Origin of the sequence: uncultured Helicobacter sp. (assembly GCF_937906905.1) — a bacterium.
GTDB lineage: Bacteria > Campylobacterota > Campylobacteria > Campylobacterales > Helicobacteraceae > Helicobacter_B.
The window spans coordinates 38,051-50,095 of record NZ_CALERY010000011.1 but is presented as its reverse complement, the minus strand read 5'-3'; the positions used below and the strand labels follow the sequence as shown (position 1 = coordinate 50,095).

Genomic DNA, 12,045 nt, shown 5'->3' with positions numbered 1-12,045 from the left:
AAGGAGTGTTCATGCGAGAGTTTCATGCAAATGTGTTTAGCGGGCTTGGTAAAATCACTAGAGATGCGTTAGCGGGGGCGCTGATGGGAGTGTTTGCATTTGGTGTGAGTGCGCATGCAGCTAGCTCGATTACTGGCTACACAGATACGGCTTCGAGCTTTGGGCGTATCGGGTTTGGTGGGGTGTATTATGCTGATAGCCTACAAGGGCAGAATCTCAATACGCTTGGTGGATTTATTGCTATAAGTGGAGATGAGATGTATAAGCGTTTTAAAGTCTCGCTTGCTGCGCGATTTGGACTAGGTATTGCAGGGCAGGAACGCATGGTGGGGAATTTTGAGCTACTACCGCGCTTTGGGTTTAATATCCTAACCCAGAGCGTGCCTTTGTATGTAAATGTGATATTTTACTACGATGATCGCAGGATTGTGAGTCATGGAATCAATGCGGCGCATAGGAGCTTTGGTATTGGTGGGGAGCTAGAGGGCAAAATCCCGCTAAGTCAAAGTGTGGCGTTGGAATATGGTGCGGGATATGTGTATGATCCGGGACTTACATATCGATTCTACCCAAGCCAGAATCTAAACCTTCTAGCGCGTGCAGGAGCTGCTTCAAGCGTGCTGGCACATGTGGGAGCGGCGTTTGATATTACTGATCGTCTCCACAGCTATGTGCGACTTAGTGGTAAGTATCAGTATCTTCCAGCTTCGCCTACGATTAGTCATGATGGCATGCAGTATTTCATTGCTGCGCACAATGTTTTCAGTGCGATGATTGAAGTAGGGCTTGGATTCTAGTCCTTGCTATCACGCTTGTTGGAAAGCTTCTCACAATTTTTTTGCACGAAATGCAGATATTCTGGCGTGCTGTCATCTAGCTTTATTGCCACGCATTCTGGGAGCTTGTAGCTATGCTTCTCTAGTAGCAGGGCTTTAGCAGATTCTAGGGCATGGGCGGTGGTTTTTATCGTGAGGAGATATTCTTTGTCGCAGTGGATTTGTCCTTTGAAGCGATAGAGACTTTTAATTTTGCTCCACTGCGCACAGGCGATGAGGTTATGCTCTAAAAGGGCTTTGGCGATAGACTTTGCTTCCTTTTTGCTGCTGGTGGTGGTTAGGATTATATAGATGTCCATAGCTTGCCTTAAATAATCTCGTGCAGTAGCCCAACGGCTGCGATAACTAGCACGACCCCCACATAGCCTATGGCATTAAGCCGCTCGCCAAATAAGATTCTCCCCCCAGCAATCGTGCCGATAATCCCTATCGCCCCCCAGCTAGAATACGCCACTGCAAGCTCCATAGAATCTAGGGCTAGCATAAGCAGATAAAATGCCCCAATCACCACTGCCACCGCGCCTAGCCCATAGCCTAGCTTAGAGAAGCCATTTGAGGCTTTTAGCAGTAAATTTGCCACGACATCAAGCACCGCTGCGATACACACAAACGCAAAGCCAAGCATAGCAGGCGTGCTATGCCACGCATAGCCTAGAAGCGAGAGAGCCACTACGCTCATAAGCCCTGCGCTTAAGGCGATAAAAGATTTGTAGCTTGGGCTGCTAGAATCCACTTTTTGATTTTTGGCTGGGTTTTCACACTCAGCCCCTTTTTCTTCTTCAAGGATTCTAGGAATTGCGGTGGTGCTAGCGGTGCTTTTTGTGGATTTTGGGGTATTTGCTTCTTTTTGTGTTTGGGATTCTAAGATTGTGGAGCTAGAATCGGTGCTTTTCAAGCTGCGCAAGGAGATAAGACTGGGGTGTCTATCGACGCAGCGCGGCGAAGAAATCACCGATTCTAGCCCACAAGCTGAATCCGTAGAATCCACTTCGCCAAAGTTGATGAGCAAGATCCCCACAACCGCACACGCAATCCCAGCATACTGCACGATAGCTAGATTCTCATCAAAATACCAAATCCCAATCAAAACAATACATATAACCCCCAGCACTTCCCACATCGCATACGCTACGCTTACGCTGATTTGCTTAATCGCTAGCCCAATGAAGTAGTAGGACACACAGATGAAAAATGCTGTAACCAAAAAGCCATAGCTCATACTTTGTGCGAGTTTCAAAAAGCTTGAGCCTAGCACTTCTGTGATGATAGCAAGCAGTAGCCATAGCCACGCTAGGAGCTTAGGATTTAGATGAAGCATTGCGCATTCCTTGCACATTGTTTTGTGAATTGTTTCGTAGGTTGTTTTGCATAGCATAGATGATAACTAAAGCCCCTAGGATAATCATTATCAAAGAGAGAATCTGCCCCATACTCAAAGAGCCAAATAGCCCAAGCTGCGGATCTGGCTCTCTCCAATACTCTGCGACAAATCGCATAAGCCCATAGCTCACCCCATACACGCCAATAAGTGCATTTGTAAGGAGCTTTACGCGCGAGCTTATTATGATGATGACAAACACCACAAGCCCTTCTAGCAGAGCTTCTAGCAGCTGACTAGGGTAGCGCAGCGTGCCATTGATAACAATACCAATCACCTGCCCAATACTATCTTCGGCTGGGACAATCCTGCCAAACAACTCTTGGTTTAAGAAATTCCCCACTCGCCCAAAGACATAGGCTAGAGGTACGCTAATAGCGACTAGATCCATAAGTGGGAGGAGGGCGATTTTTTTTATACGCACAAAAATCACCGAAGCAAGCAAGAATCCAATCACCCCGCCGTGGAAGCTCATTCCCCGAATCCCCACAAACTCCCCGCGACTATCAAATGGGCTAAAAATCTCTAGTGGATTGGCTAGATACCAGAATCTATCAGGATCATAGATAAGCACATAGCCAAGCCTAGCTCCTATAATCACGCCAAGCTCCGCCCAGAGAAAGTAGCTATCTAAAAGCTGCTTAGATATGGGGAAGCGTGCGGGGAATTTGGCGATAAAAAAATGCGCGACAAAAAGCGCGAAAATAAGCGCGCACACATACGCGATCCCATACCAATGCACATTTACACCAAATACACTAAAAGCTACGGGATCAAAGTGTGAGTAAATCGTATTCCATGTGCTATATGTTTGCATGTGTATCCTTGATTATTGTTTTTGTGTGTGGTTGATCTGGGGTGTTTGCAGTATTATTTGGGCTTTTAGGGTCTGTGGCGTCCTTTGGATTCTGGGGACTTTGGGCTTCTTTTAGGTCTTTGGCTTTAGTATAGCGTGGGTCATGCTCCACACTAAGGGTAAATAGATTGTGAAACTCCACGATTTCAAGTGTCTCAAGCACGCGGTAGTTATTTGTGGCTAGGGCGAAATCATAGTGATTATAGAGCTTGAGTCGTAGGAGATGACCTAATGCGTAGGAGTTGATAGGAAATGTATCAAGCAGCATGATTTTCCATTGCTTTGGGCTGGATTCTAATGCGATGTGCTGGGCGATGAGATCATCTAGCCCTTTGGCAAACGCCAGATAGTCTTCGTAGCTTTTTATGCGCCCCTCACAGCAGAGATAGGTAGTGTCATTGCGTTTTACCATGGCGAAAAGCAAGATAGGTTCCTTTGATATGCAGGGATATGGCGCGGATATGAGCGCAAGGAATAGACAATTTTGGGGCATTGTAGCAAAAAACATTTGCGTAATGGTTAATTAGCCTATGCCCCAATCCATTGTGGTGTGGGCTTGATTTACTTGGGTGCGGATTCTTTGGGGTTAATGTTTGCGATAGCTGTTTCATGCTTCTTGCTTGCGGGCTTTTGGAGAATCGAGTGATTGGCACTTGGTAGCAAAAGCAGAGGTGTAGGGTTTTGGCAGATTTTCTTGTGGCGGATTCTTGGATAAGGATATATAGCACCCCAGCAGCGCAGTGTGCAAGATAGCTGGGGAATATGGATTTTGCACTTTGGGCTTGCACGAGCTGCACAGGAGCATATAAATCGCGCACACCATATTTGAGAGCATTGCTCCCTATCTCCCAGAGTAGTGTATAAATCTCATCGCGACAGGCTGGCAAGAAATGTGAAGAGATCGCATTGAGACTAGATTCTAGGCTAGCGAATGCGAAATTCTTCTGGCAGTGGCGCATGGAACTTCATTCCTAGTAGCTCAATATCGCTTGCGTGCAGCATAAGGCGCGCGGCATTTGCGCCGCCATAGAGTGTGTCGCCTAGGATTGGGTGTCCTATATGGGCTAAATGCACGCGGATTTGGTGGGTCCTGCCTGTCTCGATTTTCACGCGTAGCAGGGTCTTTTTGCCTACAATGGATTCTGGGGTGATGTGGGTGATCGCTTCTAGCCCATCTTTATGCACCTTGCTTTTGGCACTCTTGCCCTTTTTGGTAAGGATAGGGGCATTGATGGTGCTAGACTCTGGGATAATGCCACTCACAAGCGCGTAGTAAATCTTCTCTACCTTGCGTGCTTTAAAAGCGCGGATAATCTCTAAGGCTGTTTGACTCTGGCTCCTAGCAAGCAGCAGCACACCGCTTGTCTCTCTATCAAGCCTATGGAGCAGCTCATAGCCTTGAAATCGCGCTTGGATTGCATAGCTCTCTAAAAATGCTGGCTTATCGACCACGAGCAAATCGCCCTTTTGCTCGATGATACGCAGTGGCGCGATGTCTTGGATCTGGAAGCTTGTCTTAGGGTCTAGCAGGGTGCGTGCTAGGGTTAGCTTTCTGCCATTGGCACTCACAAGTCCGCTGTCGATGAGCGATTTTGCTTGGCTGTGGGAGATGTGCTTTTGCAGGCTTAGGAGTTTGTAGGCTTTTTCCATTTGGCTAGTCCTTATGCGTGGTGATTGCTTGGATAAGTGTGGAGAGGCTTGCTTGGGTGTGTTTATAGCTAGTGTGCGGTAGGCTTTGGTGGGCTAGGAGAGTGGATTCTAGCTCGCTTGCCTCGCATAAGGTGTAGCCATCAACACAGGCAAAAAGGGCTTCTTGGTTGAAAATCGCTCTGCCGCTAATAAGCTTGGTGCCAAAAAATGCTGGCTCAAGTGGGTTATGCCCCCCTGCTGGGATAAATGCGCCGCCTAAAATCACTATATCTGCTATGGCATAGCAGTTGTTTAGCTCGCCTAGTGTATCAAGCAGCACGACATCAAGGCTAGGGTTTGTAAGCGCGTTTGGGTCGTGGCTAAATCGCGCACTAGCAAAGGGGTAGCTTGCTAGCAGGGAAGCTACTTGGGTAAAGCGTTCTGGGTGGCGGGGGGCTAGGATTAGTAAGCTAGAATCCACTTTTTGCGTTTTGGGCGTTGGCTTTGCCGCGCTTTTGGTGGATTCGGCTTTACTAAAGAAACCTGCTGCGGCTGCGCCTTGCACCGCTTCGCTTGTTTTGCGCGATAAATCGGCGATTCTGCGCGATTGCCTGCGGTCATTACTCTCTAGGTAACTCCCTTGCCAATCGCTTGAAAGCGCCGATTTGCTAAAGAAACATCGGCTATCGCCGAGCGCTTCGCTTGTTTTCTCATCGCAAATCCTAGAATCCTGTGCAGAGGCGTTTAAATTTGTGGCGTTTTCAAAAGTGGATTCTGGGGCTTGCGGCTGGTTTTCAATCTCGGCGGCTTTTTTACTTGCGGCGGTTTTGTTTTCGGCTTGTTCTGTAAAGCCGCCTTGGGATTCTAGCCCACAAGCCGAATCCACTTTTGCGCTAGATTCTAGCTTGTTAAGCGTGCTAAAGGCTTGCAGCACCAGCTCTTCTTCCCCCTTATGCGTGGAGGCAGCGACAATCACTAGGCGATTTTGGGGCTTTTGATAGGTGCGGCTTATGTGAATGGGGCTTAGGAGCTTTAGATTGCCAAGCACTTCTATGTGGCGCGCACCAAGCTCGGCTAGGCGCGTGGAGTCGGCTTGAGTTTGGGAGAAAACCTCATCAACACAGCTAAAAAGCAAGCGATAAAAAAATCTAAAGCGGCGGTATTTGGGATAGGAGCGCGTGGAGATCCTAGCATTTATCAGTAGTGTTTTCGCGCCTAATGCCTTAGTGGTATAAAAAAGCTCTAGCCATAGCTCTGCTTCGGTAACCACAAGGGCTTGCAGCTGCTTTAAGCGGCGGGCATAAAAGGGTAGAAATATCTCAAATGGTAGAAACTCCACGCGGATTCTAGGCTCATTGATATAGGTGCTTTGAGCGAGATCAAAGCCGGTTTGCGTGGTGGTGGTAAGCAAAATATTGCGCGTGGGGGCTGCTTGGGCTAGGGCTTGGATAATTGGCTCTAGGGATTTGATCTCTCCAAAGGAGCAGGCGTGCAGCCAAAAATGTGGGTAAAAATCCTTGCAAAATCCGCTAGATTCTAGTGTAAAAACGCGCAAAAATGGGAAAAACCGAGCAGGGATAGAGCGACGATACTTAGGCTTGGTGCTAAGATAGAGTAGTAGTGGCATAAGCAAAAGCCACGCAATCGCGCACAGCGCTCGATAAGCGATAAGAGCTAGGCGGCGAAACACAGGAGGCTAGGATTGCGCGTAGAGAATTCTGCCGCAGTGCGGACAAGTGGTGATAGAGTTGCTATGGATAATTTCACCTAGTAGGCGATCGTTTAGGCGGATAAAGCAGCCCCCACACGCTTGGCGTGTGATAGGCACGACGCTAGTGTTTTTCGCCCATTTGCGGATTTTCTCATAGAATACGATGATATTTTGATCCATTGTTGCGATACACTTTTCTTTTTTCGCAAAGATTGCTTGCTGCTCTTGAGCGATTTCTTTGACTGCTTCATCGACTTTCGCTTGCTCCTCTTGGATAGTGGATTCTAGCTCGATGAGTGCTTGAGAGATTTCTTGCTCTTTTGGTGGGATAGAATCTAGCTCTTTGTTGATTCGCTCGATTTCGTTATTGGCGTGCTTGATTTGCTCCTTTGCCAAGTCTTCTTCAATCGCAAGCGTGCGCGCTTCTCTATCGGAGCAGCCGTCTTTAATGCGCTGGGTAATGGACTCTAGCTTGGCGTTGTTTTCAGTAATCACTGCTTCATTGCGCGCGATGGCTTGGAGTTTTTCTTCTTTTTCTTCGGCGAGACGGGATTGGGTGGCGATGTGCTCGTGCTTGGTGGCAAGTAGCTTATCTAGATTCTCGTGCTTTTGCTGCATTACAGGCACAAGCGCGTCGGCTTCTTTGTCAATTTGTGCAATTTGTATGAGCTGTTGCAAATGTTTATTCATAAATGTCCTTATAGGTAAGAAAATGGGGAAAAGTTAGGCAGTATTGTAGCACCGAGATTCTTAATTTGCAAAAGGCTTTGCAGGATTTTTGCAAAATGCTTTTCACTTGCATAATGCTCCACATCGATGAAGCTTAGCCCATTGCTTTTGCCAATCATTGCATCGTGGTATTTCACATCACCGCAGATTAGGCAGCTATGTGGCGTGGTGATTTCCCTAGCGTAGCTTGCCCCAGAGCCACAGACAATATAAATATGCTCTATGCTCTCCCTTGCCTGCACGAAGCGGATATGCTCTAGGGATAGGGCATTTTTACACGATTTAGCAAGCTCTAGCAGCGGTGTGGGGGCGATCTGGCAGTGCTGGGCTATGCCTTGCTCTGTGGTGGCAAAGCCTAGAATCTCTTGGGCGAAATAGGCATTTAAATGCGTGTGGTCAAAGTTTGTGTGCATAGCGATGAGGGCGCAGTTTTTTTGCAAAAGTGTGGCGATGAGATTGGCGGGGTAGGTGGCGGTGTCTAGGGATTTGAGCGCGGAGAATATAAGCGGGTGGTGGGTGATAAGCAGGGTATTTGGCTTCAAAGCCTGTGCCATAGTAGAATCTAGCTCTAAAGCTAGCGCGATAGATTCTACCTCCTGCCCCATTGCTCCAATATTTAGCCCAGAGTTATCCCAGCTTGCTTGCAGGCTAAAGGGGCTTAGCTCATCAAGGATCGCATAGATCTCGCCCACTTGCATTGGGGTAGCTAGAGTCTCTAGCATTGCTCTAATCGCTTAGCGCGCTCTGGCTCTTGCTCTTTGTAGAGTAGGGCGCATTCTTTGGCAAGCTCGCGGATTTTTAGCACATAGCTTTGCCGCTCGGTTACAGAAATCGCCTTGCGCGCTAAAAGGATATTAAAATAATGCGAGGAGAGCATCACGCAGTCATAGGCTGGGAGCGGGAGCTTGGCAGCTAAGCAGGCTCTAGCTTCATCTTGGGCTTTGGCAAAGAGATCAAAGAGCATTGGCACGCTAGCGACCTCAAAATGATAGCGTGAGAACTCATACTCACCCTGCAAATGCACATCTTTATAGCGCACGCCACTATCATTCCACGCAATGTCAAAAATGGATTCTACCCCTTGGATATACATCGCAAGCCGCTCTAGCCCATAGGTGATCTCCACTGCCACAGGCTCGCACACAATCCCCCCCACTTGCTGAAAATAGGTAAATTGCGTAACTTCCATACCATCAAGCCACACCTCCCAGCCAAGCCCCCACGCCCCAAGTGTGGGCGACTCCCAATTATCCTCCACAAAGCGTATATCGTGGATTGTGTTATCAATCCCTAAAAGCTCTAAAGAAGCTAGATATAAGCTTTGGATATTGCTAGGACTTGGCTTGATAAGCACTTGGAATTGATAGTAGCTGCCTAGGCGGTTTGGATTCTCCCCATAGCGTCCATCACTTGGGCGGCGCGAGGGCGCGACATACGCCACACTCCACGGGGTAGAATCTAGCGAGCGTAGTAAAGTGGCTGGGTGGAAAGTCCCCGCCCCTGCTGGAATATCATAGGGCTGGACAATCACGCAGCCCTGCTGCGCCCAGAACTCCTGCAAGCGCAAAATAATCGTAGAAAAGCTAAATGCCATAGTGATCCTTTGGGCTAGATTTTAGGCTAGATATTATCCCAGCTGCTATCGCGCTTTTTCACGCTAGTTTGGGGCTTATTTTGTGGGGTGGTGGATGGCGCAGAGTCTGTAGAATCCACAGAATGTTGGGGGCTAGATTCTAGGGTAGATTCTAGCTCATCGTGGCTTTTATCATCACTTTTGGGAGATTTAGAAGCTTTGGGCGTGCGAGATTTGGGCGATTTTGAGCTAGATTCTAGCTGCTGCAATGTGTCTATATAGGCTTGCTCGCACGCCAAAAGTGTGGGCAGCAGCGCGGCTTGGGGCTTGTCCTTTTTGCGCGCATTGGCACAGAGTTTTTGAATATGGGCGAAAAAGACTTGCTGCAAGCTTGCTTGATCTTGCTCCTTTTGCTCGCTAAATAGCTGCTCTAGGGTTTTTGCGGCTTTTAGTGCTTCATCGCTTGGGCTAGGCTCTAGTGTTTCAAAGCTCTCATACAGCTCGTTAAAATCGGCATTATCAATCTCCAAAAATGCCGCAATATCTAGGATAATGTCTTGCTCATCGTGGTTTAGCTCTCTATCGCTCCACGCAAGAGTTAGCAAAAGCTCGACAAACTGCAAACGCTTTTTATACTCGCCATAAGTATTGTCTAAAAAGATTCCAGCAAGATGAGCGATACTTGGCTGCTCTAGGGTGCTAAAATCTAGGCTAGATTGTTTGGCTTGGGCTGGGGCGTAGGCAGGTGCGTAGTGGGCGAGTAAAGCGCGTAGATTCTGCTCATACTCTGGCTTCGTGGAATGCAGCGACAAAGAGCGGACAAACTCTTCTATAAGCCCTATTTGCAAAGGAGTAAAAGTGGATTCTAGTAGGCTAGAGTTTTGCTGACTTGTGGGCTTTGCCTGCTTGCGCACTCCTGCTTGTAGCATATATGCTAGCAGTGTTATGCTAGCTCCTTCATAGGAGTTTTGCAGCTTTTGCTCTGGGGTTTGCGCGGTATAGGGGGTGGATTCTAGTGGATAAGGGGTAGGGCTTGGCTCTTTTGTGGGGGGGGTTATTGTGGTTGGGTTTTTTAGGTATTCTTGTAGGGTGATGTAGAGATAATACACTACAACGCCTGCTAAAATTAGTAGTAAAATGCTCATATTAGTCCTTTGTGGTGTGGTTTTAGGATCGGTTTTTCATTCGCGCGTGGAATTCTTTTTGCTCTTGGGCTTCTCTATCTTGCTTTTCCTTTTTCAAGCGTGCTCGCTCTTCTTTTTGCTTCTGGGCTATGGCGAGCTTTTGCTCCTTTTGCTTGCGGAGTTTTTGTATGTATTCTTCGCGTTTTTCAGGGGATTGGAATTTTACTGGGTTCATCAAAAGCACCGCTAAGACAAAGAGAAATAGCACGATTGCCACGCCCGCAGATTCATTATCAATCTGGTGCCACACCCCAGCAATCAGCGAAGCAAGCAAGATTTTTAAAAAAACTTTCACCCCTGCACTCCTTTGAGTGCTCCCGCGTCTTGCAGCATGTGCTAGGCTCGCTCGAGTGTGCGCAATGTGCGGGAATCACACCCTGCATGTTGTCCAAGTGCGAGTAGGGCAAGCTGGGAGGGGTAGAGAATAGGGATTTGCACATCATCGCGCCCAATACTTGCTGCCCCTGCGCGAGCATGTGTAGTAAATGCCCTAAACTGCGCCACACTTGAGACAATAATTACATCTGCACCAGAATCTATGCATGCAAAGCGCACGCGCGCACTCTGGGTGAAATAGGCTTCACGATTGAACTCATAGAGGTGGGAAAAATCTTGTGCGCATTCAAGCACGCTAAGCCACTTTCCGCCAAGTCGTTGTGCTGGGGTTTTTATAGAGTGTGCTATGGGGATAAGACCTAGCAGTAAGTCGCTTGCATTTTTTGGATTCTGGTTTGGTGTGCTGGGGCATGTGTTGCTGGACTTAGGCTCTTGTATGCCCAGGAGATTATTACGCCCGTATGGGAGTGTTATGGGGGATTCTAGAAGTGTGCTTGGATAGGTGGCAAATGTGAGATTATCCACAAGCGAAGAGCCTGTATCACTGCATACAAGATCGCCGATAAACTTCACGCGAGTGTTCAGTAGGCTATCAATACTTACAGCTTCCATTGCATCGCCAAAGTGTCGTGCTATTTTGGTTTGGAGTGCTGGATTTTCCTGTGCGCGATCTAGCGCCCATTTCGCATACGCATAGTGCTCCAAATCCCCAAATACAAGTGTGGCACTAGCTTTGTGCGCGATGATGAGATTATAGAAAATGCGCTGTATAAATGTCTCTGGCTCAAGGATATGGGCATAGAAATTCCCGCTTTTTGCGCCAAAAGGTATAAAGCCTCCAAATTTGGCGCAATCTACTAGCTCAACGCCAAGCGTGTGGAGTAGGGCGCGAGCGCTAGTAATCATGGGCGCTGCTTCTCTAAGTGTATAGGCGTCAAACAGCATGCAGCGATTGGGCGTAGATTCTGCGCTCTGTGCGGAGTTTTTAGGCTCTAGTGCGGATTCTAATGAGGCTGGGAGCAGAGGCTGTGTCAGCGCTTTTGGTCGCATGGATTCTAGCTGGCTTATCCACGCGCACCCACAGCCTGGGCAAATACCAAAGCGCGCGACTTTGTCGATAAGCTGCTTGATAATTGGTGAGATTGCTCTTGTGTGGGGGTTTGGTGTATAGATGAGTGCTTCGACTGGGACATAGCTCATGACACCAGATTGTGAGCCAGCGAGCGTGTGGATAAGAGTGTCAAAATGCTTAGGGTAGCGCTCAAGCAGCCAATGCATATAGAGGAAAAACCCATCTCCTAGATACTCGCTATCATCGCGTAGAGAGATGAGATTTGCCCATAGAAATTTATGGAGCTCATAGCGGTGGCTTGGCTCTATGAAATCATGCGCGGCGAAAAACTCATCATAGCGCTTATACATTGCTTCTCTATTGATAAGGAGATCTTTTTCTACATATTTTTGGTTTAAGGGCTCTATGCGTAGATTCACCCCAAATTTATCGACAAGCTCTTGTAGCTGCACATCTGCAAACACACAAAGTCCTTGCACTCTAAGCCCCATGGATTTGTCAAACGCAAGACCCGGGATAGATTCCAGTGCGTCAAAAAGTGTGAGACTGGCATCGTAGGAGATGGGGTATTTTTGGAAATAATATTCATAGCTTTCTTGCGCGAAAAAGCGGAAAATCGACAATTCTACACTTTGCATGTGATACTCCCTGGGTGGTGATAACGCTAGATTCGGTTAGGCTACATGCTGTCCATTATACCAAAACTTCTATCGTAAAACTCATGCTAAAAAAGACAGACAT

At 47.7% G+C, this 12,045-nt stretch carries 14 protein-coding genes and 1 pseudogene; 1 reads left to right on the top strand and 14 read right to left on the bottom strand.

Annotation, left to right across the window (positions count from 1 at the left end; genetic code table 11):
* The first annotated feature begins 11 nt into the window (after positions 1–11).
* Positions 12–797 carry a hypothetical protein gene (locus tag Q0171_RS02905; protein WP_299326612.1) on the top strand — a complete coding sequence of 262 codons (786 nt, stop codon included), beginning with the start codon at positions 12–14 and terminating at the stop codon, positions 795–797.
* Here the strand turns inward: Q0171_RS02905 and cutA are convergent.
* From cutA to Q0171_RS02835, 14 genes and pseudogenes are all read right to left on the bottom strand, one after another.
* Positions 794–1,135 (bottom strand): divalent-cation tolerance protein CutA, encoded by a 342-nt coding sequence (gene cutA / locus Q0171_RS02900; protein ID WP_299326609.1) that lies wholly within the window; start codon positions 1,133–1,135, stop codon positions 794–796. The two genes, Q0171_RS02905 and cutA, sit on opposite strands and share 4 nt — an antisense overlap.
* 8 nt (positions 1,136–1,143) lie before the next feature.
* Positions 1,144–1,461 (bottom strand): SMR family transporter, encoded by a 318-nt coding sequence (locus Q0171_RS02895; RefSeq protein ID WP_115012309.1) that lies wholly within the window; start codon positions 1,459–1,461, stop codon positions 1,144–1,146.
* A gap of 414 nt (positions 1,462–1,875) precedes the next feature.
* Positions 1,876–2,154 (bottom strand): annotated as a pseudogene (locus tag Q0171_RS02890) (SMR family transporter); the annotation flags it as partial.
* Entirely contained in the window at positions 2,135–3,031 is an 897-nt protein-coding gene (gene lgt / locus Q0171_RS02885) for a prolipoprotein diacylglyceryl transferase (RefSeq protein ID WP_299326606.1), read from the bottom strand. The gene lgt and the pseudogene Q0171_RS02890, both read right to left, overlap by 20 nt.
* The gene (locus Q0171_RS02880) at positions 3,018–3,494 is read right to left on the bottom strand and encodes a hypothetical protein (protein WP_299326603.1); all 477 of its coding nucleotides are present in this window, start codon (positions 3,492–3,494) and stop codon (positions 3,018–3,020) included. The genes lgt and Q0171_RS02880 overlap by 14 nt, the downstream gene beginning before the upstream one ends.
* Positions 3,466–4,029, bottom strand: coding sequence for a hypothetical protein (locus Q0171_RS02875; protein ID WP_299326601.1), 564 nt, complete (start codon positions 4,027–4,029; stop codon positions 3,466–3,468). Before Q0171_RS02875 ends, Q0171_RS02880 begins: the two co-directional genes overlap by 29 nt.
* The gene (locus Q0171_RS02870) at positions 3,995–4,720 is read right to left on the bottom strand and encodes an RluA family pseudouridine synthase (protein ID WP_299326599.1); all 726 of its coding nucleotides are present in this window, start codon (positions 4,718–4,720) and stop codon (positions 3,995–3,997) included. Before Q0171_RS02870 ends, Q0171_RS02875 begins: the two co-directional genes overlap by 35 nt.
* Positions 4,721–4,724: 4 nt before the next feature.
* Positions 4,725–6,389, bottom strand: coding sequence for a glycosyltransferase N-terminal domain-containing protein (locus Q0171_RS02865; protein ID WP_299326597.1), 1,665 nt, complete (start codon positions 6,387–6,389; stop codon positions 4,725–4,727).
* Between the two features lie 6 nt (positions 6,390–6,395).
* Positions 6,396–7,100, bottom strand: coding sequence for a C4-type zinc ribbon domain-containing protein (locus tag Q0171_RS02860; protein WP_299326595.1), 705 nt, complete (start codon positions 7,098–7,100; stop codon positions 6,396–6,398).
* A gap of 8 nt (positions 7,101–7,108) precedes the next feature.
* Entirely contained in the window at positions 7,109–7,861 is a 753-nt protein-coding gene (locus Q0171_RS02855; protein ID WP_299326592.1) for a Nif3-like dinuclear metal center hexameric protein, read from the bottom strand.
* Positions 7,855–8,733: a glycine--tRNA ligase subunit alpha gene (gene glyQ, locus Q0171_RS02850; protein ID WP_299326589.1), complete on the bottom strand. Its 879-nt coding sequence runs from the start codon at positions 8,731–8,733 to the stop codon at positions 7,855–7,857. Before glyQ ends, Q0171_RS02855 begins: the two co-directional genes overlap by 7 nt.
* A 26-nt stretch (positions 8,734–8,759) precedes the next feature.
* Positions 8,760–9,857, bottom strand: coding sequence for a TerB family tellurite resistance protein (locus Q0171_RS02845; protein WP_299326587.1), 1,098 nt, complete (start codon positions 9,855–9,857; stop codon positions 8,760–8,762).
* Between the two features lie 22 nt (positions 9,858–9,879).
* Complete coding sequence (locus Q0171_RS02840; protein ID WP_299326584.1) at positions 9,880–10,191, bottom strand: hypothetical protein; 312 nt, start codon at positions 10,189–10,191, stop codon at positions 9,880–9,882.
* 41 nt (positions 10,192–10,232) lie between these two features.
* Positions 10,233–11,942 carry a DUF5644 domain-containing protein gene (locus tag Q0171_RS02835; protein WP_299326581.1) on the bottom strand — a complete coding sequence of 570 codons (1,710 nt, stop codon included), beginning with the start codon at positions 11,940–11,942 and terminating at the stop codon, positions 10,233–10,235.
* Positions 11,943–12,045 lie beyond the last annotated feature (103 nt).

Bases quoted from the DNA above. Each gene is read 5' to 3' on its own strand.
- Q0171_RS02905 (WP_299326612.1), top strand. From the start codon at position 12: ATGCGAGAGTTTCATGCAAATGTGTTTAGCGGGCTTGGTAAAATCACT.
- cutA (WP_299326609.1), bottom strand. From the start codon at position 1,135: ATGGACATCTATATAATCCTAACCACCACCAGCAGCAAAAAGGAAGCA.
- Q0171_RS02895 (WP_115012309.1), bottom strand. From the start codon at position 1,461: ATGCTTGGCTTTGCGTTTGTGTGTATCGCAGCGGTGCTTGATGTCGTG.
- lgt (WP_299326606.1), bottom strand. From the start codon at position 3,031: ATGCAAACATATAGCACATGGAATACGATTTACTCACACTTTGATCCC.
- Q0171_RS02875 (WP_299326601.1), bottom strand. From the start codon at position 4,029: ATGCGCCACTGCCAGAAGAATTTCGCATTCGCTAGCCTAGAATCTAGT.
- Q0171_RS02870 (WP_299326599.1), bottom strand. From the start codon at position 4,720: ATGGAAAAAGCCTACAAACTCCTAAGCCTGCAAAAGCACATCTCCCAC.
- Q0171_RS02860 (WP_299326595.1), bottom strand. From the start codon at position 7,100: ATGAATAAACATTTGCAACAGCTCATACAAATTGCACAAATTGACAAA.
- Q0171_RS02855 (WP_299326592.1), bottom strand. From the start codon at position 7,861: ATGCTAGAGACTCTAGCTACCCCAATGCAAGTGGGCGAGATCTATGCG.
- glyQ (WP_299326589.1), bottom strand. From the start codon at position 8,733: ATGGCATTTAGCTTTTCTACGATTATTTTGCGCTTGCAGGAGTTCTGG.
- Q0171_RS02845 (WP_299326587.1), bottom strand. From the start codon at position 9,857: ATGAGCATTTTACTACTAATTTTAGCAGGCGTTGTAGTGTATTATCTC.
- Q0171_RS02835 (WP_299326581.1), bottom strand. From the start codon at position 11,942: ATGCAAAGTGTAGAATTGTCGATTTTCCGCTTTTTCGCGCAAGAAAGC.